Annotated in this window: 18 protein-coding genes; 2 read left to right on the forward strand and 16 right to left on the reverse strand. The window is 75.0% G+C overall.

Features of this window, described 5'->3' with window-relative positions; genetic code table 11:
* Both ABT247_RS17565 and sbnA read right to left on the reverse strand, forming a co-directional pair.
* On the reverse strand, positions 1-1,730 hold a 1,730-nt coding region (locus ABT247_RS17565), incomplete at its 3' end, for a condensation domain-containing protein (protein WP_350743686.1).
* Between the two features lie 54 nt (positions 1,731-1,784).
* Positions 1,785-2,822, reverse strand: coding sequence for a 2,3-diaminopropionate biosynthesis protein SbnA (sbnA, locus tag ABT247_RS17570; RefSeq protein ID WP_350743687.1), 1,038 nt, complete (start codon positions 2,820-2,822; stop codon positions 1,785-1,787).
* Between the two features lie 244 nt (positions 2,823-3,066).
* Here sbnA and ABT247_RS17575 point away from each other — a divergent pair, with 244 nt between their 5' ends.
* The gene (locus ABT247_RS17575) at positions 3,067-10,329 is read left to right on the forward strand and encodes a non-ribosomal peptide synthetase (protein WP_350743688.1); all 7,263 of its coding nucleotides are present in this window, start codon (positions 3,067-3,069) and stop codon (positions 10,327-10,329) included.
* Positions 10,330-10,367: 38 nt separating this feature from the next.
* On the opposite strand, the gene ABT247_RS17580 is transcribed toward ABT247_RS17575, so the two are convergent.
* From ABT247_RS17580 to ABT247_RS17640, 13 genes are all read right to left on the reverse strand, one after another.
* Positions 10,368-11,126 carry an AfsR/SARP family transcriptional regulator gene (locus ABT247_RS17580; protein ID WP_350743703.1) on the reverse strand — a complete coding sequence of 253 codons (759 nt, stop codon included), beginning with the start codon at positions 11,124-11,126 and terminating at the stop codon, positions 10,368-10,370.
* A 135-nt stretch (positions 11,127-11,261) separates the two neighbouring features.
* Positions 11,262-11,660, reverse strand: coding sequence for a helix-turn-helix domain-containing protein (locus ABT247_RS17585; protein ID WP_350743689.1), 399 nt, complete (start codon positions 11,658-11,660; stop codon positions 11,262-11,264).
* A gap of 175 nt (positions 11,661-11,835) precedes the next feature.
* On the reverse strand, positions 11,836-14,049 hold the full coding sequence (locus tag ABT247_RS17590) for an MMPL family transporter (RefSeq protein ID WP_350743690.1): 2,214 nt from the start codon (positions 14,047-14,049) through the stop codon (positions 11,836-11,838).
* A gap of 153 nt (positions 14,050-14,202) precedes the next feature.
* Positions 14,203-14,859: a 4'-phosphopantetheinyl transferase family protein gene (locus ABT247_RS17595; protein ID WP_350743691.1), complete on the reverse strand. Its 657-nt coding sequence runs from the start codon at positions 14,857-14,859 to the stop codon at positions 14,203-14,205.
* An 86-nt stretch (positions 14,860-14,945) separates the two neighbouring features.
* Positions 14,946-16,106 (reverse strand): acyl-CoA dehydrogenase family protein, encoded by a 1,161-nt coding sequence (locus tag ABT247_RS17600; RefSeq protein ID WP_350743692.1) that lies wholly within the window; start codon positions 16,104-16,106, stop codon positions 14,946-14,948.
* The gene (locus tag ABT247_RS17605; protein WP_350743693.1) at positions 16,103-16,837 is read right to left on the reverse strand and encodes an acyl-CoA dehydrogenase family protein; all 735 of its coding nucleotides are present in this window, start codon (positions 16,835-16,837) and stop codon (positions 16,103-16,105) included. Before ABT247_RS17605 ends, ABT247_RS17600 begins: the two co-directional genes overlap by 4 nt.
* Positions 16,834-17,703, reverse strand: a complete 870-nt coding sequence (locus ABT247_RS17610) for a hypothetical protein (RefSeq protein ID WP_350743694.1) — start codon at positions 17,701-17,703, stop codon at positions 16,834-16,836. Before ABT247_RS17610 ends, ABT247_RS17605 begins: the two co-directional genes overlap by 4 nt.
* Positions 17,704-17,705: 2 nt before the next feature.
* The gene (locus ABT247_RS17615) at positions 17,706-17,969 is read right to left on the reverse strand and encodes an acyl carrier protein (protein ID WP_350743695.1); all 264 of its coding nucleotides are present in this window, start codon (positions 17,967-17,969) and stop codon (positions 17,706-17,708) included.
* A gap of 49 nt (positions 17,970-18,018) precedes the next feature.
* Positions 18,019-19,302: a type III PLP-dependent enzyme gene (locus ABT247_RS17620; protein WP_350743696.1), complete on the reverse strand. Its 1,284-nt coding sequence runs from the start codon at positions 19,300-19,302 to the stop codon at positions 18,019-18,021.
* Positions 19,299-20,723, reverse strand: a complete 1,425-nt coding sequence (locus ABT247_RS17625) for a preATP grasp domain-containing protein (protein WP_350743697.1) — start codon at positions 20,721-20,723, stop codon at positions 19,299-19,301. The genes ABT247_RS17620 and ABT247_RS17625 overlap by 4 nt, the downstream gene beginning before the upstream one ends.
* 79 nt (positions 20,724-20,802) lie before the next feature.
* Positions 20,803-21,735, reverse strand: coding sequence for a 3-oxoacyl-[acyl-carrier-protein] synthase III C-terminal domain-containing protein (locus ABT247_RS17630; protein ID WP_350743698.1), 933 nt, complete (start codon positions 21,733-21,735; stop codon positions 20,803-20,805).
* A gap of 211 nt (positions 21,736-21,946) precedes the next feature.
* Positions 21,947-22,522 carry a TrmH family RNA methyltransferase gene (locus ABT247_RS17635; protein WP_350743699.1) on the reverse strand — a complete coding sequence of 192 codons (576 nt, stop codon included), beginning with the start codon at positions 22,520-22,522 and terminating at the stop codon, positions 21,947-21,949.
* A complete protein-coding gene (locus tag ABT247_RS17640; RefSeq protein WP_350743700.1) occupies positions 22,519-23,163 on the reverse strand; it encodes a class I SAM-dependent methyltransferase in 645 nt (214 codons plus the stop codon). The genes ABT247_RS17635 and ABT247_RS17640 overlap by 4 nt, the downstream gene beginning before the upstream one ends.
* Before the next feature lie 342 nt (positions 23,164-23,505).
* Here ABT247_RS17640 and ABT247_RS17645 point away from each other — a divergent pair, with 342 nt between their 5' ends.
* Complete coding sequence (locus ABT247_RS17645) at positions 23,506-23,703, forward strand: hypothetical protein (protein ID WP_350743701.1); 198 nt, start codon at positions 23,506-23,508, stop codon at positions 23,701-23,703.
* Between the two features lie 22 nt (positions 23,704-23,725).
* Here ABT247_RS17645 and ABT247_RS17650 read toward each other — a convergent pair whose 3' ends face one another.
* The gene (locus tag ABT247_RS17650) at positions 23,726-23,920 is read right to left on the reverse strand and encodes a hypothetical protein (protein WP_350743702.1); all 195 of its coding nucleotides are present in this window, start codon (positions 23,918-23,920) and stop codon (positions 23,726-23,728) included.
* Positions 23,921-23,962: the final 42 nt, after the last annotated feature.

Consider the following 23,962-nt stretch of genomic DNA (forward strand, 5'->3'; position numbering starts at 1 on the left):
CCGGCGCCGGCCAGCAGGTGGGAGGCCCCGCTGTCGGCCAGCAGGGCGGCGTTGCGGGCGGCGGGCGCCGCCGGGTCCAACGGCAGGTACGCGGCACCCACCGCCTGGACGGCCAGCACCCCGGCGACGAAGGGCGCGCCCGGCTCGGCGAACACCGCCACCACCGAGCCGCGGCCCACCCCGGCCGCGGCGAGCCGGGCGGCCGATCCGGCGGCGCGGGCGAGCAGTTCGCGGTAGCCGAGCCGCTCCCGCCCGTCGTACACCGCGACCGCCTCAGGTGCGGCGGCCGCGACCGCGCGCACCCGCTCGACCAGGCCCTCGTCCGGCTCGGCCGTCGCCGCCCGGCTGCCGAGCAGGCCGAGCGGCTCACCGGTCGCGCCCAGGCCGACCTGGCCGAGCGGGCGGTCGGCGGGCATGGCGGCGAGGGTGTCCAGGAAGGTCGCGAACCGGGCCAGGTGGGTGCCCAGTTCGGCGCCGGTGTAGAGCTCCGGATTGCCGTCCAGGTGGAGTTCGACCGTGCCGTCGTCCGCGTTCAGGACCGTCATGATGAGGTCCTTGACGATGCCGGTGGAGAGGTTGACCACCACGCCCCGGCAGGCCTCGCCGAAGGACAGCTCCGGGTCCTGGTTGAGCACGTTGATGAACGGCCCGAAGGCGCGCTGGTCGTCGATCCGCAGGCCGATGTCCCGGCGGACCCGGTCGCCGCGGTAGCGCTGGTGCTGGAGGGCGCCGGAGACCTCGCGCCAGGCCGCGCGCAGCAGCTCGGTGCGGGTCATCTCGGGGCGGACCCGGACGGCCAGCGGCAGGTAGTTGGCGAGCATGCCCGGGATCGAGCGGCTGATCGCGCCGACCCGGCCGGTCACCGGCAGGGTGAGCAGCGGCGCCGCAACGCCGGTGACCCGCTGGGTGTACGCGGCCGTCGCGGCGACCATCAGCACCGGCAGGGTGACCTTGCCGTCCTGCGCGAGGGCGTGCAGCGCGGCGGTGGTCCCGGCGGAGAGCCGGGCGGTGCGCCGCAGGGCGACCCGGGCGGGGGCCGGCTCCTGGTCGGAGAGCGAGACCAGTTCGGGCAGCGCGCCGTGCCGCTCGGAGGTGAGCCGGTCGGTCCAGTACGCGCGGTCCTTCTCGACCATCCTGGAGCCGAGGTAGTCGCGTTCGGCGTCCAGCAGGCGGTGGAACGGCGGAATGGCGTCGGCGTCCAGTTCCCGGGCCGTGGCCCCGGCGCCCAGCCGGGTGTAGAGGCCGGCGAGCCTGGGGTACATCAGCCCGCGGCTGTAGCCGTCCGCCAGGATGTGGTGCATGCAGAGGTAGAGCAGGTGGTGCTCGGGGCCGAGCGTGATCAGCGCGCCTCGGAACAGCGGGAAGTCGGTGACCTTGATGGGGTCGGCGTGGTCGGCCCGCATCCACCGCTCGGCGGCCGCCAGCGGCTCCGGCTCACCGCTGAGGTCCAGCTCCCTGAGGGGGAGTCGGGCCAGCGGGCGGATGATCTGGCCGGGTGTGCCGTCCTCCTCGACGAACTGCACCCGCAGCCCCTCGGCCTCGTGGCCGAGCCGTTGCAGCGCCCGGCCGAGCAGCTCGGGGTCGAGCGGCCCGCGCAGCTCGATGTAGTCCGCCATGTTGTAGGCCAGCGGCCCGGCGGCGAACTGCTCGTCGAACCAGATCTCGGCCTGCGCCGCGGTGAGCGGAAGGACAGCGCCCGGGTTCGTCGTCAATGCCTTGCTCTCCGTCATCCTCGCCTCAGCACGCCTCGGAAAATCTCGGAACTCTGGTCCGGCCCGTCGCGGTCAGCCGGTGACCGGCTGCAGCCGCCCGCCGACGCCCGCACCGGGCTCCCGGGCCCCGATGCCGGGCAGCAGGCCCTCCGGGCCGATCGAGCGCACCACCCACTCGTCGTGGTAGACGGTGTCCAGGTACCGCTCGCCCAGGTCCGGCGCGATGGTCACGGCCGTCACCCGCTCGCGCACCCCGCCCGTGCCGTCGCCGTGGTGGTCGTCCAGCCAGCGCAGCGCCCCGCTCACCGCGGTGCCGGTCGAGCCGCCGAACATGAAGCCGCCGCGCATCAACGCGCGGCAGGTGCGGACGGTGTCGCGCTCCTCGACGTGGACCGCGCGGTCGACCAGCGAGTCGTCCAGCAGCGGTGGCCGCACGCTGGTGCCCAGGCCCGGGATGTGCCGGGTGCCCGGCGGGGTGCCGAAGGTGACCGAGCCGACGCTGTCGACCGGGACGACCCGCACCGAGGGGCGGCGCTCGCGGAAGTACCGGGCGCAGCCCATCAGGGTGCCGGTGGTGCCGGCGCCGACGAACAGCACGTTCAGGTCCGGGAACTGCCGGGCGATGGCGGGCGCGGTGGTGCGGTAGTGGGCCATCCAGTTGCCGGGGCTCAGGTACTGGTTGAGCCACACCCGGCGGTCGTCGGCGGCCAGCAGGGCGCGGACGTGCCGGATCCGCGCGCCGAGGAAGCCTTCGGTCTCGTGCGGTTCGGTGATCAGGTGCACCTCGGTGCCGTAGGACTCCATGGTGCGCCGGGTCGCCTCGTTGCACCGGGAGTCGGTGACGCAGATGAAGCGGTAGCCGCGGGCGGCCGCGAGCACGCTGAGCGCCACGCCCATGTTCCCGGAGGAGGACTCCACCAGCGTCGCACCGGGGCCGAGCACGCCGGACGCCTCGGCCTGGGCGACCATTTCCCTGGCCGCTTTCAGCTTGATGGATCCGGCGAAGTTGAATCCCTCCACTTTCAGGAAGAGGCGGTGCCCGAAGATCGGCTGAAGATTCACGAAGAGGTCACTGACCTCGAATTCGTGCGACGCGGAAATGACCGGCACGGGGGACTCCTGGCCTTCGGTAACGAATTAGCCTCGGCGGCAAGCCTCGCGCCGGTCGCTGACGAGGGGCTGACGGATTGCTGACGGGGCCCGGACCACCGGGAACGGCGCCGTTCGACGGCGTGCGTCAGCCGTCCGTCAGTTGCCGGTCAGTTGGCCGTCAGTGCGATCGGAAAACGTTTGTTATTCCGTACGTGCACCGCACTTGCACCGCACCGTGCAGGCCTTCCGTGAGGAGCCCGGTTTGAATCGGCCGTCCGCCATCAGTGAAGTCCTTCCGCTCTCGCCACTGCAACAGGGGCTGCTCTTCCTCTCGGAGTACGACCGCGAGGGCACGGACGTCTACACCGTTCAGCTGGTGCTCGACTTCGAGGAGCTGACCGACGCCGAGGCCGCCGCGCTGCGCACCGCGGCGCAGGGGCTGCTGGAGCGGCACCCGAACCTCAAGGCCTGCTTCCGGCACCGCAGGAACGGCGAGGCGATCCAGGTGGTGCCGACCGCCGTCGCGTTGCCCTGGCGCGAGGTGGCGGTGCCGGCCGGGGGAGCGGCGGCCTCGGCCGAGTTCGAGCGGCTGGCCGAGGAGGACCGGCTGCGCCGCTTCGACCTGGCCCGCCCGCCGCTGCACCGGCTCACCCTGGCCCGGGCCGGCGACGGGCGCTGCCGGCTGGTGTGGACCGTCCACCACATCCTGCTGGACGGCTGGTCGATGGTCACCCTGCTCGGCGAACTGGCCGAGTCGGCCCGTGACGCGGCCGCCCCGCACCCGGGCCGGGGCGCGACCGCCGGGGAGCCGGGCCGGGCCGCCACCGCCGGGGAGCCGGGCCGGGAGGCCACCGCCGGGGAGCCGGCCCGCTACCAGGCCCACCTGGCCTGGCTCGGGGCGCAGGACAAGGAGGCCGCCCGGACGGCCTGGCGGGCGGCGCTGGCCGGCGTGACGGAGCCGACCCGGCTGGTGGCCGCGGGCGCGGACCGGCCGCAGGGCGCCGGTGCGCTGCCGCAGGCCGTCCCGCTGGACCTCGACCCGGCGGTGTCCGAGGCGCTGACCGCCTTCGCCCGTGCCCGCGGTCTGACCGTCAACGCGGTGGTGCAGGGCTGCTGGGCGCTGCTGCTGTCCCGGCTGACCGGCCAGGACACCGTGCTGTTCGGCGCGGTCAGCTCCGGCCGCCCGGCCGGCCTCCCGGACGTCGAGCGGATGGTCGGCCTGTTCGCCAACACCCTGCCGGTGCGGGTGGACGTCCACCCGGCCCGCACCCCGGCCGAACTGTTCGCCGCCGTCCAGCGCTCCCAGACGGACCTGCTGCCGCACGAGCACCTCACCCTGGCCGAGGTGCAGCAGCTCACCCCCGTGCGCGGCGAACTCTTCGACACCGCGCTGATGTTCCAGAACTACCCGATGGGCAGCCTGCACGTCGCACCCGGCGACGGCCCCCGGGTGACCGGCGTCGACATCCGCTCGGCCACCGACTTCCCGCTCACCCTCACCGTGTTCCCCGGCAGCCCCTTCGGCCTCGCCGTGAACCACCTGCCCGCGCTGGTCCCCCGCGCCGGGGCCGAGCTGGTCGGGCGGCGCTTCGCCCGGCTGCTGGCCGCCGCCGTGGCCGCACCCGACCAGCCCTGCGGCCGCCTCGACGTGCTGGGGGAGGACGAGCGGCTGCGGATCGTCGAGGAGCGCAACGCCACCGCGACCTCGCCGCCCGGCCCCTGGCTCGCCCCGCTGCTGGACGCCCAGGCCGCCCGCACCCCGGACGCACCCGCCGTACGGTGCGGCGAGGAGTGCCTGACCTTTCGCGAACTGCACGCCCGAGCTGACGAGTTGGCCGCCCGCCTGGTCGCCGCCGGGGCCGCCCCTGAGCGGGTGGTGGCGATCGCCCTGGACCGCTCCTGCGACCTCGTGACGGCCGCGCTGGCCGTCCTCAAGACCGGGGCCGCCTACCTCCCGCTGGACCCGGACCACCCGGTGGACCGGCTGCGCCACATGCTCGACGACGCCGCCCCGGTGGTCACCCTGACCCACCGCCGGGTGCGCGACCGCCTCGGCGACCAACCCGGGACGTGGCTGCTGGACGACGGCCTCCCCACCGCGCCCGGGCAGCGCGTGGCGACCACCGCACCGGCCGGCGGCCACCCCGCGTACGTCATCTACACCTCGGGCTCCACCGGCCGCCCCAAGGGCGTGGTGGTGCCGCACGGCGCGCTGGTCAACCTGGTCCGGGACATGGCCGAGCGCTTCGCCGTCACCCCCGCCGACCGGCTGCTCGCCGTCACCACCTTCGGCTTCGACATCGCCAACCTGGAACTGTTCGTCCCGCTGGCCACCGGCGCCGAACTGCTGGTCGCCGACCGCGCGACCGTCCGGGACCCGGCCGCGCTGGCCGAGGCGGTCACCGTCCTGGGCGCCACCGTCCTCCAGGCCACCCCGAGCCTGTGGCAGACGCTGGCCGCCGACCACGCCCCGCGGCTGGCCGGACTGCGCGCCCTGGTCGGCGGCGAGGCGCTGCCCGAGCCGCTGGCCCGCACGCTCACCGCGCACTGCGCCTCGGTGACCAACGTGTACGGCCCGACCGAGACCACCGTCTGGTCCACCGCCGCGCCGCTGACCGACCGCCCGGGCCCGCCGCCGATCGGCGCCCCGATCGCCAACACCCGGGCGTACGTCCTGGACGGCGCGCTGCGCCCCGTCCCGGACGGCACCTACGGGGACCTCTACCTGGCCGGCAGCGGCCTGGCCCGCGGCTACCTCAACCGCCCCGGCCTGACCGCCGAGCGCTTCACCGCCGACCCGTACGGGCCGCCCGGCACCCGGATGTACCGCACCGGCGACATCGTCCGCTGGGACGCCGCCGGGGAGGTGCTGGAGTACGCCGGGCGCGGCGACTTCCAGGTCAAGATCCGCGGCCACCGGATCGAGCTGGGCGAGATCGAGTCGGTGCTGGCCGCCCAGCCCGGCGTCCGGCGGGCCGTCGTCACGGCCCGCACCGACCGGGCGGGGGACGCCCGCCTGGTCGCCTATGTCGTACCGGCGGGGACCGACCGCGACCGGTTGCGGGAGCGGGCGTCATCGGTGCTGCCCACGCACATGGTCCCCGCCGTGTACGTCCCCCTGGACGAGCTGCCGCTGACCCCCAACGGCAAGGTCGACCGCAAGGCCCTGCCCGCCCCGCCGGACGAGCGGGCGGGCACCGGGCGCGAACCGGAGGGGGAGCGCGAGGCACTGCTCTGCGGCGTCTTCGCGGAGGCCCTCGGGCTGGCCCGGGTCGGCGCGGACGACGACTTCTTCGAGCTCGGCGGGCACTCGCTGTCGGCGACCCGGGTGGTCAACCGGCTGCGCGCGGTGCTGGGGGTGGACGTGCCGGTGCGGGCGCTCTTCGACGCCCGCACGGCCGAGGCGCTGGCCCGCGCCCTCCCGCCGGGCGGCGCGCCCGGTCAGGCGGACCCGGCGGGGAGCCGGGAGGCCGCCCCGGCCGGAGCCGGCGGGGCCGCCGCCGCGGAGCCCCCCGGGCCGACGGCGCCCGCCCGGCCCGCCCTGCGCGCCGGCGAGCGGCCCGCCACCGTCCCGCTGTCCTACGCCCAGGAGCGGCTCTGGTTCCTGGACAAGCTGGACGGCCCGACCGGCGCCTACAACATCCCGCTGGCCGTCCGCCTCACCGGCCCGCTGGACACGGCGGCGCTGGCCGCCGCCGTCCGGGACGTGCTGGACCGGCACGAGAGCCTGCGCACCGTCTTCGCCGAGGCCGACGGCCTGCCCTCCCAGCTGGTGCTGACCGCCGCCGAGGCCGAGCAGGCGGGCGCCCGGCTGGAGTCGGTGCGGCTGCCGGCCGGCGAGCTGGCCGCCGCGCTGGCCGCCGAGGCCGCCCGGCCCTTCGCGCTGTCCGCCCGGGTGCCGCTGCGCGCCACGCTGTTCGTCCTCGGCCCGCAGGACCACGCGCTGGCGCTGACCGTGCACCACATCGCCGCCGACGGCTGGTCGCTCGGCCCGCTCGCCCGCGACCTCACCACCGCCTACCGGGCCCGGGCCGAAGGCCGTTCCCCCGACTGGCGGCCGCTGCCGGTGCAGTACGCCGACCACGCCCTGTGGCAGCGCGCCCTGCTCGGCGCGAAGGACGACCCGGACAGCCTCGCCGCCGTCGAACTCGCCCACTGGCGCGAGGCGCTGGCCGGCATCCCGGAGGAGCTGGAGCTGCCCCTGGACTTCCCCCGCCCGGCCCGGGCCGGCCACCGCGGCGGCGAGGTCGGCTGCGAGCTGCCCGCCGAGGCGCACGCCCGGCTCGCCGAGCTGGCCCGGGCGGGCGGCGCCAGCCTGTTCATGGCCGTCCAGGCCGGGCTGGCCGCCCTGCTCACCCGGCTCGGCGCGGGCACCGACATCCCGCTCGGCAGCCCGGTGGCCGGACGCACCGACGAGGCCGTCCGCGACCTGGTGGGCTTCTTCGTCAACACCCTGGTGCTGCGCACCGACACCTCCGGCGACCCGGCGTTCCGCGACCTGCTCGGGCGGGTCCGGGAGACCGACCTGACCGCCTTCGCCCACGCCGAACTGCCTTTCGAGCACCTGGTGGAGGAGCTCAACCCGGTCCGCTCGACGGGCCGCCAGCCGCTGTTCCAGGTGGTGCTGGCCTTCGAGAACGCCGCCGAGCCGCTGCCCGCGATGCCGGGCCTCACGGCCGAGGTGATCCCGCTCGGCACCGCGACGGCCAAGTTCGACCTCTCCTTCCAGGTCCGCGAGCGCACCGGGACGGACGGCGCCCCGGCCGGCCTGGACATCCTGCTGGAGTACCGCGAGGACCTCTTCACCGCCGCCACCGCGACCCGGCTGGCGCGCTCCCTGGCCACCCTGCTGGCCTCCGCCGCCCGCACCCCCGACGCCCCGCTCAGCGCCCTGGAGCTGCTCACCGCCGAGGAGCGGCGGGTCCTGCTGGAGGAGTGGAGCGGACCGCCCGCCGCCGCCCCGGCCACCACCCTGACCGCGCTGCTGGAAAGCGCCGCCGCCGGCGCCCCGGACCGCCCGGCCCTGGTGGTCCCCGACGCCGTCCCGGCCGGGCCGGGCACCCTGCGCCTGGACCACCGCGAGCTGAACGCCCGCGCCAACCGGCTGGCCCGGCTGCTGCTGGCCCGCCGGGTCGGCCCGGGGGACCTGGTGGCGCTCGCCCTGCCGCGCTCGGCACAGCTGGTGGTGGCGCTGCTCGCGGTGCTCAAGACCGGCGCCGCCTACCTGCCGGTGGACCCGCGCTACCCGGCCGGGCGGATCGCCCACATGCTCGGCGACGCCCGGCCCGTCCAGGTGCTGACCGCCGAGGGCGTCGCGCTGCCCGGGCTGCCGGAGGGCGTCGTCCCGCTGTCCCTGGACGCGCCGGAGACGGTCGCGGAACTGGCCGGCCACCGGGACACCGACCCGGACGACGCCGAGCGCACCCGGCCGCTCACCCCGCGGGACACCGCGTACGTCATCTACACCTCCGGCTCCACCGGCCGCCCCAAGGGCGTCGCCGTGCCGCACTCCGGGGCGGCGAACCTGGTCGCCAACCTCCGCGCCCTCCACGCGGGGGCGGACGCCCGGGTGCTGCAGTTCGCCTCCTTCAGCTTCGACGCCACCGTGTGGGAGCTGGCCGCCTCGCTGTTCGCCGGCGGCACCCTGGTGCTCGCCACCGACGAGAGCCGGCTCTCCGGCGAGCAACTGGCCGCGCTGATCACCGAGCACCGGGTCAACCACGCGATCCTGCCGCCGACCGTCGCGGCCGGCCTGCCCGACGGTGCGCCGCTGCCCGCCGACCTGGTGCTGGCCGTCGGCGGCGAGGCCTGCCCGCCCGCGCTGCTCGAGCGGCTCGCCGGGAGGGTCGTCCTGCGCAACGCCTACGGCCCGACCGAGGCCTCGGTCTGCGCCACCTGGAGCGACCCGCTGGGCCCCGGCGACGGCCGCCCGCCGATCGGCCGCCCGCTCGGCGGCCACCGCGCGTACGTGCTGGACGCGGCGCTCGCCCCCGCCCCGGTCGGCGTCACCGGTGAGCTGTACCTGGCCGGGGCGGGCCTCGCCCACGGCTACCTGGGCCGTCCGGTGACCACCGCCGAGCGCTTCGTCGCCGACCCGTACGGGCCGCCCGGCGGCCGGATGTACCGCACCGGGGACCTGGTCCGCCGCCGGCCCGACGGCGCGCTCGACTACGTCGGCCGGGTCGACCACCAGGTCAAGCTGCGCGGCTTCCGGATCGAGCTCGGCGAGATCGAGGCCGCGCTGACCCGGCACCCGGTGGTGGTGCAGGCCGCGGTGCGGGTCCGCCCCTCACCGACCGGCGTGCCGCTGCTGGTCGGGTACGTGGTGCCGGTGCCCGGGGTGGCCGCCGTCGACGTGCCGGTGCTGCGCGCCTTCCTGGGCGAGTCGCTGCCCGCGCACATGGTGCCCGCGACCCTGGTGACACTGCCCGCGCTGCCGCTGACCGCCAACGGCAAGCTCGACGTCGCCGCCCTGCCGGAGCCGGGCACGGCGGCCTCCGGCACGGCGGGCGGCGGTGCCGCGGGCGGCGGACGGGCGCCGCGCACCCCCGCCGAGGAGGCGATCGCAGCCGTCTTCGGCGAGGTCCTCGGGCTCGAACGGGTCGACGCGGACGGGGACTTCTTCGCGCTGGGCGGCGACAGCCTGCGCTCGGTGCAGGTCGTCGGCCGGGCCGCCAAGGCCGGGTTCACGCTCGCGCTGGCCGACGTGTTCACCCACAAGACGGTGGCGGCGCTGGCCGCCGTCGCCCGCCCGGCCACGCCCCGCCCGGAGGGCGGCGAGCGGCTTCCGGCGGCCCTGCTGGAGCCGCTGCTGCCGATCCGCCCGTCCGGCGGCGCCGAGCCGCTGTTCTGCGTGCACGGCGGGGTCGGCTTCGGCCTGCCGTACGCCGAACTGGCCGCCCACCTGGACCCGGACCGGCCGGTGTACGCGCTGCAGTCCGAGGGCATCGCGGCGCCCGCCGGGCAGTGGCGCAAGCCATTGGACGTAAGGGAGTTGGCGGCCGACTACCTGGCGCGGATCCGGCAGGTGCAGCCGCGGGGCCCGTACCACCTGCTGGGCTGGTCGTTCGGCGGGCTGGTCGCGCACGAGATGGCCGTCCAACTGCAGGCGGCGGGCGAGCGGGTGGCCTTCCTGGCGGCGCTGGACGTCCACCCGGTGCACCCGGGGGACCGCAACCCCACCGACGAGGAGATCCGCACGGCCTTCCTGACCCACCACGCCGCCGGGACGGGCATCGAGGAGGAGGAGCTGGCCCGGCTGATGGCGGTGATGCGCCACCACACCGACACCGCCCGGGAGTTCACCCCGGGGCGGTTCGACGGGCCGCTGCTGCTGTTCGTCGCCGAGGAGCAGCCGGCGGCCGCCGCCCCGGCCGACCGGGACGGGCTCGCCGACCGCTGGCGGCCCCACCTGACCGGGCCGCTCACCGTGCACCGGGTGCCCTGCGGTCACGAGGAGATGCTCGGCAGGGACGCCGCAGGGCGGATCGGTGCGATCACCGACGCCGCCCTGCGGAACCGCTGACGTGCCCCCTGCCCGGGGCGAACTGCCCTCGCCCCGGGCTACAGGGAGGGGTCCTGCATCAGGATCGCCTGGTACAGGTGGTGCAGCCGGCGGCTCGGCTTGAGCCCCAGCTCGTCGTCCAGCCACCTGCGGGTGCGGTGGAAGATGTCCACGGCCTCCGACTGCCGGCCGCAGCGGTACAGCGCGATCATCAACTGCTCGCTGAACCGCTCCCGTTCGGGGTACTGGGCGAGCAGCTGCTTCAGCTCGGCCACCACCGTCCCCGCCTCGCCGGCCTGCAGCTGCGCCGCGATCAGGTCCTCGCGGGCGGTCTTGCGCTGCTCGTCCAGTCGCAGCGCGACGGCCCGGCACCACGGGCCGTCGCTGGTGTCGAGCAGCGCCGGTCCGCGCCACATCGCCAGCGCCCCGCGCAGCGTGTCCATCGCCTCGTACGGCCGGTGCTCGACCAGCCCCGCGCCCTTCTCCGCCGTCCGCAGGAAGCGGTACGCGTCGACCGCCTCCTCCGGGACGTCCAGCATGTAGCCGTTGTCGACCGTGCGGATCAACTCCTGGTCCGGTCTTTCCAGGCCGAGTTCGGCCAGGGATTTCCGCATTCGTTTCACATTGGCCTGCAGCGCGTTCCGCGCGTTCTTCAGCGACGCCTCCCCCCACAGCTCGTCGATGAGTTCGTCGAAGGCGACCACCTGGCCGGCGTTCAGGGCCAGCATGGTCAGCATCACGCGGTTCTTCTTCGCCCGTAGTCCGACGGTGCGCTGACCGTCGCCGATCAACAGCGGTCCTAATATGGAGATGTACACCAAATTCCCCGTCCGTAGCGGTGAACTCCAGCCACAAGCTTTTCCGTCGATCCCTCGGAGCGCCACTGCAGAAAGCGGTCCACTTGTTTGAAGGGGTGTGAAGAAGGGGAAAAGCCCGGGTATCATTCGCGCCGGTCAAGTATCGGTCACGCGTGGCTCGTCCGGCCATGTACCTTCGTACATGAGTTGGTGGACCTGGGCCACCAGTCCGGCCTGGAGCCTGGACTCGACCCCCAACTTCGCCAGGATGCTGGCGACGTGGGCCTTCACCGTCCGCTCGGTGACGTGCAGCCGGTCGGCGATCCCGCGGTTGGAGTGCCCGGCCCCGATCAGGTCGAAGACCTGGCGCTCCCGGCCCGAGAGCGCGCCCACTCTGGCAAGTTCGTCGCGCCAGCGCGCCGAGGCGAGGCCGCTCTCCCCGTGCTGCCCCACCACACCGGACCCCCGCTCCGTGGTGCGCTCCGTCGTGGATGCGCCCTCCCGCTCGGGAAGCCGCCCGCGCACGACGAACGCCTGCGCGATTCTACAACTCACGTAACAAACCACCACGGGACATGCGGCGTCAAACCCCTTGCGGCACCTACTCGATGACGCCGTGCACGCACGAATCGGCCGGGGCGGTCCCCGGGGCCCGCCCGACGGAGGTCGTCGGACGGGCCCCGGGCACCGCCCCGGCCGTTCCACCTGGCCGTGCCGGTCGGGCCGGCTGTTACGGAAGCGTCGTGCGGGCCCCCGCGGCCGCCACGATCGCGGGCATCCGGGCCGTCCGGCCGGAGGACTGGCGGGCCAGCCGGGAGGGCCACCAGGTCCTCCAGCCGACCAGGGTGATCACGGCCGGCAGCGCCACGATCCGGATCAGCGTCGCGTCCAGCAGCACCGCGCAGGCCATGCCCACGCCCAGCTGCTTCATCTCGATGTAGTGGAGCGAGGCGAGCAGCGCGAACACGCAGACCATCACCGCCGCCGCGCTGGTCACCACCCCGGCGGTGCGCGTGATGCCCTGCTCGACCGCCTCCCGCAGCGACAGCCCGCCGCGGGCCGCCTCCCGGATCCGGCTGACCACGAAGACGTGGTAGTCCATCGAGAGTCCGAGCAGGATCACGAAGAGCATCAGCGGCATCCAGGCGACCACCCGCCCGGTGGACTCGAAGTGCAGCAGCCCCTGCGCCCAGGTCGGCTGGAAGACCAGCGCCAGCAGGCCGAAGGAGGCCGCCGCGGAGAGCAGGTTGAGCGCCACGGTGATCGCGGCCAGCACCACCGAGCGGAAGGCGAGCGCCATCACCAGGAAGGTCAGCGCCAGTGCCGCCCCGAGCACCCAGGGCAGCTTGTCCATCACGTTCGCCCGGTAGTCCACGTCGTACGCCACGTCGCTGCCGCCGACGGCGAACCGGGCGCCCTCGACCGCGCCGAGGGTGTGCGGGGCGAGGTCCGTGCGCAGCCGGTCCAGCGAGGCGCGGGCCTGCGCCGAGCCGCTCGCGAACCGGGTGCCGATCGCCACGGTGGCGACCGTGCCGTCCGCGGAGGTCCGCACCACCGGCCCCGGGTCGTGGACGAAGAGGTCGTCCGCCATCGCCTGCTGGACCAGCTCGGCCACCGCCGCGCCCAGTTCCGCCGAGCGGCCGGCCGGGGCCGTCACGGCCACCGTGTGGGTGTCGGACTGGCTCGGGAAGGAGTGGGTCAGCCGCTCGTAGGCCTGCATCGCCGGGATCGACCGGGGCAGGTCGTCGATCCCGGTGGCCTTGAGCTTGAGCCCCAGGGCCGGCAGCGCGAGCAGCAGCAGGACGCCGACCGAGGCGACCAGCGCGATCACCGGGTGGCGCAGCGAGGGCTTGAGCATCGTCGACCAGAGCCGGGGCTTGACCCCGCCCCGCCCGGTGAACCGCCACACCATCGGCAGGCGGGGGACGTCCAGGAAGCGGCCGAAGCGGGAGAGCAGGGCAGGGAGCACGGTCAGCGAGGAGATGATCGCGATCGCGACCACGATCACCGCCCCGGTGGCCATCCCCTCGAAGGCGATGTGCCCGGCGAGGTAGAGCGCGCCCATCGACACCATCACGACCACCCCGGAGACCAGCACCGAGTGCCCCGAGGTGGCGGCCGCGATCTCGATCGCGTCGATGGTGTCGGCGCCCAGCGCCCGCTCCTCGCGCTGGCGCTTGAGGTAGAAGAGCGAGTAGTCGACGCCGATCGCCATGCCCGTCAGCACGATGAACTGGCCCACCGGCCCGGGATCGGGGACCACCTGCGAGGCCACCCCCCACAGGCCGAGGCCGGCCAGCACCGAGGAGAGGCCGATCACCACCGGGACGCTCGCGGCGACGACCGCGCCGAAGACGAGGACCATCACCAGCAGGGTGATCGGCAGGCTGAGCACCGTCGCCTTGCGGAGGTCCCGGCCCAGCATGTCGTTCAGCCCGGCCTTGATCGACCCCGCGCCGACCAGCTCCATCCGCACGTCGCTGTGCCCCTGCCGGGCCTCGGCGACGCGGTCGAGCAGCGGCTGCACCCGCCCGGCGGCCGTCTCCGGGTCCCCGTCGAGGGTGACCGGCACGCGCAGCGCGGAGCCGTCCGGCGCGGGCTGCGGCTGCCCGATCGCGGCGATGCCGCCGAGGGTGCGCAGGCCCCGGGTGGCGGCCTCGGCCGCGGACTGCGCCCGGTCGGTGTCGAGCGGTCCGCCGTTCCAGGAGGTGATGAGCAGGTTCTCCACGGCGCGCTCCTGCAGGCCGCCGCTGCGGGCGATCGCGGCGGCCCGTCCGGACTGGCCGATGGAGAGGTCGGAGGCGGTGGCCTGCCGGGTGCCGGTGAGGCCGCCGACCACGAGGGCGCCGACCACGAACGCCACCCAGATCGCGATCGCCCACCAGGGGTGCACGGCGCTCCACCGGGCTGCCCTGGTGATCACGTTCCTGCCTTCCACGATCACGGTCCCTCCTCCTCGGCGGAATCGCCGGAGCCGGCGCGGGCCGGTTCTGGAGTCCGGCCGTGCGGTGCGGGGTGCGCTCGCCCCGGAGAAATCTAGTGACGCTCCGGCGCGGGCTCACGGGTGCAAAACCGCCGACTCGTGGGGGAGTTTTCTCTACTTGACGCCCGGTCGGCGAATCCCCGGCCCGGTGGTCTCCGGCGTCACCGGACACCACACGGCCGAGGACACGGCGAAGGGCCCGTCGCCGAGCAGCGCGACGGACCCCGCGTACCCCTCCGGCAGCGACAGGTCGGCGACCCTCCAGGGCCCGGTGAGCGGTCCGCCCGCGGGGCCGCGCACGGTGGCCTGGGCGGCGGCGTGGGCGACCGGGAGCGCCATGCCCTCGGTCAGCCGGCCCCCGGCCGCCTTCACGCAGGCCTCCTTCCTGGTCCACAGCCGGGCGAACGCCGGACGTCCGCCGCTGGCCACCAACTCCCTCTCCCGGTGCGGGAAGAAGCGCCGGGCCAGCCGGTCGGCGTCCAGGCCGGGGCGGACCAGTTCGACGTCCACCCCGACCGGCCGCGGAGCCACCGCCAGCAGCGCCAGATCGCCCGAGTGGGAGAGGCTGAAGTGCAGCCAGGGCGCGTCCGCGACGGACGGCTTGCCCCAGCGGCCGCGGACCAGGCGCAGCCCGTCCGGCGGACGGCCCAGGCGCTCGCCGAGCACGATCCGGACGGCCGCGTGGGCGAGCACGAACCGGCGCCGCATCCCGGGGAGCCGGCCGCGGTCGGCGCGCGCCCGCTCGTCCGGGTCGAGCAGTTCCTCCAGCACGGCCGGAACCGGCTGATCCTCCGCGTCCGGGCCGTCGGCGCCGGACAGCGGGATCAGCCGGATCTCGACCGGTTCTCCGGTGCCGTTCAGATCCGGTCCACCTTTCCGGTGTGCAGCCCCTGGAAGAGGTTGAGCTTCTGGATGTTGCGGGTCCCCTCCATGAACTCCACGCCCCGGGCGTCCCGGGCGAGCTTGTCCAGCAGGGGGTGGTCGAGTCGGGCACCGGGGCCGAAGAAGCCGGGCGCGCGCAGGGTGACCTCCTCGGCCACCTCGCAGGCCCGGGCCTTCGCCGCCGACGCCAGGTGGCCGTCGGACGACCTCCGGTCCACCGCGAGCGCCGCCCGGTAGGTCAACTGCCGTGCGGCGTCGATCCGTCGGCCCAGCGCCTCGTGCTCGTCCCGCTCCGCGCCGCGCAGTTCCTTGCGGTTCTCGGCGACGTAGTCGTGCGCGGCCCGGGCGATGCCGAGCGCGATCGCCGCGACGCTCGGGCGCAGCCGGTTGAAGACCGAGACGATGCCCCACATCCCCCGCCGGGTCGGCGGCAGGTGGGCGCCGAGCACCCGTTCGGCGGGGACGTGCACCCGGTCGAGGACGACCCGGCACAGCTGCACCCCGCGCAGGCCCAGGGTGGGCAGCGGCTCCGCCCGGTAGCCGGGATCGGCGGTGTCCACCAGGACGGCCAGCACGCCCAGCCGCTCCGTCCCGGCCACCCGGGCGAAGACCGCCCCCAGGTCGGCCCGGGCCGCGTTGCCGACGTACCGCTTCTCGCCGTCCAGCAGGTACGAGCCGTCGCCGACCGGGGTCAGCGTGGTGGTCATCTCGCCGATCGCGGAGCCGCGGTCCGGCTCGGTGAGGGCGAAGCAGGTCCAGCGCGGGCGCTCGGCCAGGCGGCCGTACACCCACTCCCGCTGGGCCGGGCTGCCCAGCACGCCGAGCAGCACCCCGGTCATCGAGGCGCCGGGCGAGCCGAGCATCATCCCGGCGTCGCCGCGGGCCAGTTCCTCGCTGATCAGGACGCGCTCCAGGGTGGCCAGGCCGTGCGCGGGGCCGCTGCCGGGGCCGTCGTCGGCGCGTTCCCACTGCGGGGGCGTCAGGTGGCCGGCCAGGAAGCGGACCGCCGGCAGGTCCAGGTAGCGGTGCACGGCGTCCGGGTCCCGGTCCAGTTCCAGGGCGCCCGCCCGCAGGTCGTCGGCCCACTGCCGGACGAAGCGGTGGGTGGTGCGCAGCGGGCCTGGCAGGGTGCTCACACGGTCCCCTCGGAGGTGTCGCGGCGGTGCTCGGCGGGCCCGGGCCAGCCGCAGTAGACGTCGGCGAGGAGCTCGGAGGCGTACGCCGCCCGGCCGGGCCCCTCGGCGGTGAAGCCGTACGCGCCGAGCAGCCGCAGCAGCGCGCGGTCGACCTCGGTGATCTGGGCCTGCAACCGGGCGACGGCGCGGGCGTCCAGCGGGCGGGCGGGCGCGAGCGGGTCGCCCTCCTCGGCGCCGTCGGCGGCCTCGGTCAGCTGCTCCAGGACGCCGGCGATCTCCAGCTGCTCGATCAGGGCGTCGGCGAGCGCGCCCTTGACCATCTGCTGAAGCAGCAGCGAGGTGCCCTCGACCCGGCGGGCGGCGAGGTAGGCGACGCAGGCCCCGCGCAGCCGCTCGGAGTGTCCGAGCCGCAGCCAGGCCAGGCCGGTGCCCCACAGCTGCGGGTCGGGGCCGGGCGGGGTCCGCGCATCGGCGGCGGGGTGGAGGACGGCGAGGCCCGCGAGGGCGCCGTCGTCGGCTCCCGGCGCTTCGCCGTCCTCCACCGACTCGCCGTACCCGCCGTACTCGTCGAGCAGTTCGCGCGGCACCACGGCGTGGCCGCGCGGCCCCCGGGGCGGGGCGCCCGGGGAGAGCGCGCGGGACAGCAGGGTCAGGGCGGGGACGAGTCCGTCGGTGCGCGCACCGGTCCTCGCCTCCCGCCAGTGCTCCCGCACCTCGGCCGGAACGGTCATCCGTGTCTCAACTCCCCCGTGTGCAGCGTGCAGTAGGCCAGGAAGTCGCGTTGCCGGTCGTAGTCGGCGACGACCACCGGCCGGTCGCCGCCGTCGACGGCGAGCAGTGCGCTCCAGCTCCCGGTGGCCGGCCGGCCGCTCCGCGCGCGCACCGCGGGCCCGTGGTGCGGCGGGAGTCCGGGGCAGTCGGCGAGGCCGGAGCCGGCCGCCAGGGCCGCGCCGTCCGGCCACGCGGCGAACAGCGCAGGCTCGGGCCGCCCCTGGGCGAGGCCGCCGAGCGGCCGGTCGCCGCCGTCCCAGCGCAGCAGCAGCGCGACCGCCGCGTCCCCGCGCACGGCGTCCGGGGACGGCTCGGCGGGCAGCGGGAAGGGCTGGGTGCCCTGGTCCACGGCCAGCAGCAGCAGGCGGGTCCAGCCGCACCGCCGGGCGTACTCCACGCCCGCCCGCAGCGCGCTGAACGGCGCCAGCCGGCCCTGGTCGGAGACCGCGAAGGCGAGCGGCCCGCCCGGCAGCCGCCGCTTCACGCACGAGGCGACCAGCTCGCTGTGCTCGAAGTCCGGTGCGGCGTAGGCGATCACCGCGAGCTGGGGGGCGTCCTCGGCGGTCAGCGGTCCGAGCGCGTCCAGTGCGCCGTCGGCCAGCTGCGCCGAGGTGCGCCGCCCGGCGGCGGCGAACTGGTCGCGGTCGAAGGACAGCCCGTAGGGCGCCCCGAGTTCGGCGTAGAACTCCTCCCGCTCCCGCGCGTCCTGCGGCCGGTACGGCCCACCCGGGCCGGGCGGGGCGTACGCGGCCGCCCGGACGAGCCGGGGCAGCGCCGCGGGGCCGGCCGGGTGGGTGCGCCGTACCGGCGCGGTCGCGCGGAACATGCTCAGGCGTCCGCTTCCGCCGCGACGAAGCCGGCCAGCGAGCCCACCGTCTCGAAGTGGGTCATGTCCAGCTCGTCGGCGTCGAACTGCACGTCGAGGATCTCCTCGATGGTGATCAGCAGCTCCAGCGCGCTGCTGGAGTCCAGGCCCAGCTCGTCGAAGAGCCGGACGTTCTCGTCGGCGCCGGAGACGTCCTTGTCGAGGACCTGGGAGAGGCCCTGGCGGACGGCGTCGACGTACTTCGGGTCGGTCACGGTGTCGCTCACGGTGTGCTCCTCGCTCTGGTTCCGGCCGCCGGTCGGCGCCGGGTTCGGGTCAGTTGTCGTGGCCGGCGGGCCGGTGCAGCCGCTGGCCGGCCAGCATCGCGTCCACGTCGTCGCGCTCGCGGACCAGGTGCGCCCGGCCGTCGAGGACGAGCACCTCGGCCGGGTAGCCGTGGCTCAGGAAGTGCACCGGGGAGGCGGTCGGCCCGTACGCGCCGGAGCGCTGCACGCCGATCAGCTCGCCGGGCCGCAGCGGCGGCATCGGCACCTTCTTGCCGATCACGTCGTTGGGCGTGCACAGCGGGCCGGTGATGTGCCAGGGCTCGGTGGCCAGCTCGTCCAGCCGCTCCAGCGCGGCCATCGGGAAGTTGCGCTTGACGTACGAGCCGATGCCGACCGCCGCCATGTGGTGGTTGGTGCCGCCGTCGGTGACCGCGAAGTTCTCGCCCATCGAGGTCTTGGTGTAGCGCACCCTGGTCACGTAGGTGCCGGAGGCGGCGACCAGGAACCGGCCCAGCTCCATGATCAGCCGGGTGCCCGGGTGCCGCCCGGCGAAGTCCTCGATCAGCGGGTTGAGGCCGGCGGTCAGCACCTGGACGTCGAGGTCCTTCTCGTTGTCGAAGTAGGCGATGCCGAGTCCGCCGCCGACGTCCACCGTCTCCAGCGGGAAGTCCAGCTCGGCGGAGAGGCGTTCGGCCAGCTCGAAGATCCGGCGGGTGTTCTCGACCACCGACTCCTCGGACAGGATCCGGGTGCCGAGGTAGACCTGGACGCCCGTCAGCCGCACGTTCGGGTACCGTCCGGCCAGTCCCTTGCCCTCGGCGAGCAGCAGCTCCTCGTCGGTGCCGAACTGCCGCGGCTTGCCGCCCATGGTCAGCCCCGAACCCTTGACCTGGAAGCTCGGGTTGACCCGCAGCACGACCCGCGCGACGGTGCCGCGCTCGCGGGCCAGCCCGTCGATCAGCCCCAGCTCCAGGACCGACTCGCAGACGATCGCGTGGACGTCCTCGTCCAGGCAGGCCGCCACCTCCGCGCGGCTCTTGCCGGGGCCGAGGAAGATGATGTCCTGCGGGCCCACCCCGGCCCGGAGCGCGGTGACCAGCTCGGTCAGCGAGGAGACCTCGGCCCGGGCGCCGCAGCTGTGCAGCAGCGCGCAGATCGAGATGTTGGGGTTGGCCTTCAGCGAGTAGAAGACCTCCATCGCCGGGTGCAGCGCCGCGCGCAGCCCCCGGAACCGGGTGGTGATCTCCTCGCCGTCGTACAGGTACAGCGGGGTGCCGAACTCCTCGGCCAGCTCGGTGATCCCGAGGCCCTGGACCTCGAATGCGACGCTCACGCTCGGCTCCGTTCCGGGAGGGCCGCGAGGCGGCCGGTGATGTCGGTGTCGATCGCCGCGATCTCCTCGTCGGAGGCGCCGACCAGCACGCCGTACAGCCGGCCCTCGACGCCGTCGGCGGCGTCCTCGGACCACGCGGCGTTCACCGTGGCGTAGTTGTTGACGAACAGGCCGCGCGGGCGGGGGCCGCGGCCGGTCAGCAGCAGCCCGTCCAGCACCCCGGCCAGCTCGGCGAAGGGCAGCGGGCGGGTCAGCCGCAGCGGGTAGTGCCGGGCGACGGCGACCTCCTCGGTCCCGGCCAGGCCGCCCTCGTGCACCACGTTCTGGTAGGTGGACATGTTGTTGCGGGCGTTGATCTCGACCACCGGGTAGAGGCCCTCGTCCGGGTCGACCATCGCGTCCACGCCGACCACGCCGTGGTAGCCGTCGGCGGCGAGCCGCTCGCCGAGCCGCAGCGCCGTCCCGGCGATCTCGGCGACCTGCGCCTCGGACAGCCGGGCCGGGATGCGGTGGCCCTTGTGCACCCCGCCCTCGGTGAGCAGCTCCTTGACGAAGTCGAAGTGCGTGGAGCCGTCCCGGCCGACGGTGAACTGGTAGTTGAGGTCGCAGCGCTTGGCGACCCACTCCTCGATCACCAGCGCGGTGCGCGGCGCCCCGCCCCCGGCCGCCGCGGCCTTCTCGGCCTGCTGCACGGCCATCCGGTGCAGCCGGCCCAGCCGGGCCGCGCTGTCCAGCACCACGATGCCCTTGCCGGACACCCCGAAGGCGTCCTTGAGCACCACCTTGCGCCCGGCGTCCAGCAGTTCGCCGGCCGCGGCCACCGCCCCGGCCAGCTCCTCCAGCGTCTCGCAGGCCCAGCCGCGGGCCTGCCGGATGCCCAGCTCGTCGGAGAGCCGACGGCTGTACACCTTGCTGTTGACCTTCTTGCAGACCGCCGCGGTGGGCGCGGCCAGCGGCAGCCCGGTACGGGCGGACAGCTGCTCCTCGACGGCGGAGACGCCGTGCGCGCTCAGCCGGGCGCCCTCGGCGGCCAGGTCGGCGAGGGCGGCGCACAGCGCCGGGTCGGCGAGGGCGTCCTCGCTGACGGTGCGCCGCGGATCCTGGCCGGACACCACGTGCACGGTGGGCAGTTCCAGGCCGAGGCCCTCCAGGTAGCCGCGGTAGCCCCGGTCCAGCGGGGTCTTCAGCACGACGTGGTCGTCCTTGCCGCCGAGCAGCAGCGCGAACTCGTCCATCCGGTTCACCACCGCGCTGCCCGCGTGCGCGGCGACCCGGGGCAGCGCGGGCTCGCCGAGCGCCCAGTGGTTCTCCACCTCGAAGTTGCCCAGGAACACCAGCGGGGTGTCCGCGGATCCGGTCACCGCGCGCTTGAGGCGCGCGCTGAAGCCGGCGGAGGGAAGGTGCATCTCGACCTCGTCCATTCTCGTGTGGGTGCTGACGGCGCCCGCGGTCCTGACGGCGCCCGCGGTGCGGTGGGCGCCCGCGGTGCAGTGGGCGCCGTCAGTGCTCGAGGACCATCGCGGCGAAGGTCGCCCCGAGCCCCACGCTGGTCATCAGGTAGCGGTCGCCGGGGCGCAGCCGCCCCAGCTCGGTGGCCTTCTGCAGGTTGATGAAGGGGTCGGCGCAGAAGCAGTGGCCGGTGTCGCCGATCAGGTCGAGGAAGACCTTGTCGACCGGCAGCCCGAGGTCCCGGCAGACGCCGAGCCAGGACAGCCGGTTGACGTTGTGGGGCAGCACCAGCGCCAGCTCGTCCAGCTTGCAGTCGGCCTCCGCCAGGGCGGCGTCGATCACCTCGCACAGGCCCGGCCCGTAGAGGTCCTGGAACTCCTTGGCGGCCTCCTCGCCCATGATGAACTCGTCGCCGAACCGCGGGTGGGTGCGCGCCGCGTAGCCGATCATGCGGTCCGGCCCGGTGCGGTCCGCGCTGACCAGGAGGGCCACCGTGCCCTCGCCCATCACGGTCACGTCCGGGATGGACTGGGTGCGGGTGGTGCAGGCCTTCTCCCCGGCCACCACCAGGGCCAGCGCGTCCGGGTCCGGGTCGGCGGCGAGCAGGGTGCCGGCCAGGTCCAGGGCGAGCAGCCCGGAGGCGCAGGCGTGGTGCGAGACGACGAACGCGGCGGCGTGCTCCAGGCCCAGTTCGGTCTGGAGCGGGCGCAGCGAGGTCATCGGGTAGGGCAGCGGCGAGGGCATCGTGCGGGCCTGGAGGACGTACTTGACGCGCTGTTCCTGTCCGCGCAGCTCCACCAGCTTGGTCGCGGCGCGCAGCAGCAGCTCGGTCTCGGTGGCCTCGGGGTCGCGGCACACCTCGGCGAGTCCGTAGAAGCGCTGGTAGCGCCGCAACTGGACGTCCGTCAGCTGCAGTTCCTGTTGGAAGCGGGCGATCGGGATGGTGTCGGGAAGGCAGCTGGAGACTGCCGTGATCGACGTCATGCCCACTACGGTCGCGCGCGGCGCTGACGCTCAGCTGACGCCGGGCTGACCGCCCCGGCGCCGCCCCGGCGCGCACGGGCCCGTGGGCCGGATGTCATCCTCCGCAGGAGTCACGCGGCGCCCCGGACGCGGCGGGAGGGGTGGGCCTTCCCGGCCCACCCCTCCCGGTCGTCCGACGGCCGCGCGGCCTCGTCGTCGCCGAGGTCGCGGGTCAGTCCTCGTCGCCGAAGTCGCCCCCGGCGTCGGTTCCGTCCGGGGTGCCGCTGATCGCGTACCCCTGGCGGCGGGCCTCGTAGCAGGCCACCGTCGCGGCCGCCGAGACGTTCAGCGAGCCGACCCGGCCCAGCTGCGGCACGAACACCACCTGGTCGCAGAGCGCCAGTGCCTCCGGCGTGATCCCGCGGTCCTCGTGCCCGAGCACGAAGGCCACCGCCGGGGTCAGCTCGGCGGCGAACATCGGCACGGCCTCGTCCGCCAGTTCCAGCCCGACCACCTTGAAGCCGTCCGCCTTCGCGGCCGCCACCGCCTCGGCGACGGTCGGGAAGTGTTCGACCTTCAGGTACTTGTCGGTGCCCATCGCGGCCTTCTGAGCGCCGGAGGAGCGCACCGACGGGGTGTCCCCGGTCAGGTACAGCTTCTCGGCGCCCATCGCCGCCCCGGTCCGGACGACCGAGCCGACGTTGAACGGCGACTGCAGGTTCTCCAGGATCATCGCGAGCCGGAACTCGTTGCTGCGCCGCCACGAGCGGTGCAGACGCTTCAGTTCGGTCCCGCGCAGCTGCTTCACGACGTCGTTCCCCGTCCACTCTCCGAGCCCTCGCCCGCTTCCGGGCGGGGCCGTGCTTCCAGAATCCGGAACCCGTTGACCGACGTGACCCGGGAGGTCGGGTAGCCCTGCTCGTTCAGCCACTTCTGCAGCGAGTCCGAGCCCAGGTGCTTCTGCACCACGAGGAACGCCGACCCGTCCGGGGTCAGCCGGCCGAGCCAGTGCGTCAGCAGCCCGCGCAGCGCGGCCTTGCCGATCCGGATCGGCGGGTTGGAGTAGATGGTGGCGAAGCGGACGTCCTCGGGGACGTCGTCGGGCAGCGCGGCCCGGACGTTGCCCAGCCCCAGCGCCTCGGCGTTCAGCCGGACCAGTTCGAGCGCCCGCTCGTTGACGTCCACCGCCCACACCGGCAGCCGCTTGCGGCGGGTCGCCCAGGTCAGCGCGATCGGGCCGTAGCCGCAGCCGACGTCCAGGATCGGGCCGCGCACCCGCGGCTGCGGGGCGTGCTCCAGCAGGATCCGGGTGCCCGGGTCGAGCCGGCTGCGGGAGAACACCCCGGCGTCGGTGGTCAGTTCCAGGGTGACGTCCGGGAGGGAGACGGTGATCGGCCGGCGTTCGCTGGCGACCTCGGGTGCACCGGTGAAGTAGTGCGAGCCGGACATGCGCTTCCCGTCGTTCCTGAGGGCCGTCCTTCGCGGGGGCCGTCGTTCGTCAAGGCCTCGGGGCCACCGGGTGGGTGCGGGTCAGCCCTGGGTACGGCACCGATCGTACCCCCGGTGGCCTGCGGGGCGGTCCGCGCGGCCGCCGGGGCACCGTCGCCGGGCGGACGGCGACCCGCGCGCGGCGCCGTGCACGGCGACCCACCGGGCTGCGGCCCGGTTGCGGCCCGGTTGCGGCCCTGGCAACACGCCCGGAGGGCTCGCGCTGATCGCGTGCGGGCGTCCGGCGGCGGATACTGCCAGTACGCCATCCGTGGGAGCATCCGAACACCGAGGACGGACGCCATGCCGCAGAATCACGAGGAGTACCTGATCGACGAGGCCGACGAGGCCGTCGAGCCCGACGACGAGGAACCCACCGGCGACGAGTACGACGAAGTCGCCGAGCGCCGGGCCCTCGGCGCGGACCCGGCCACCGACGTCGCGGACGCCGCCGAGCAGAGCCGGGTGGTCCAGCTCGACGAGGACGACTACCGGGAGTAGCGGCCGACGGGGCAGCAGCCGCCTACAGCGCCTTGCGGCGTTGCAGCCAGGCCATCGCCGCCCAGCCCGGCAGCACCGGCAGGATCAGCGTCAGCAGCCGGAACAGCGCCACCGCCGCCAGCGCCCCGCCCTTCTCCATCGACGCGCTCTGCTGGAGCCCCAGCGTCAGCGCCGTGTCCACCGCGCCGGCCCCGCCCGGGGTCGGCGAACTGGCCACGCCCGCCCTGGTCAACCGGCACGGCTACCGCACCGTCCTGGC

The organism is Kitasatospora sp. NPDC001539 (assembly GCF_040298565.1).
GTDB lineage: Bacteria > Actinomycetota > Actinomycetes > Streptomycetales > Streptomycetaceae > Kitasatospora.

Coding starts and splice junctions, on each gene's coding strand:
- ABT247_RS17605 (WP_350743693.1), bottom strand. CDS start 16,837: ATGACCGTTCCGGCCGAGGTGCGGGAGCACTGGCGGGAGGCGAGGACC.
- ABT247_RS17610 (WP_350743694.1), bottom strand. CDS start 17,703: ATGTTCCGCGCGACCGCGCCGGTACGGCGCACCCACCCGGCCGGCCCC.
- ABT247_RS17625 (WP_350743697.1), bottom strand. CDS start 20,723: ATGGACGAGGTCGAGATGCACCTTCCCTCCGCCGGCTTCAGCGCGCGC.
- ABT247_RS17630 (WP_350743698.1), bottom strand. CDS start 21,735: ATGACGTCGATCACGGCAGTCTCCAGCTGCCTTCCCGACACCATCCCG.
- ABT247_RS17640 (WP_350743700.1), bottom strand. CDS start 23,163: ATGTCCGGCTCGCACTACTTCACCGGTGCACCCGAGGTCGCCAGCGAA.
- ABT247_RS17645 (WP_350743701.1), top strand. CDS start 23,506: ATGCCGCAGAATCACGAGGAGTACCTGATCGACGAGGCCGACGAGGCC.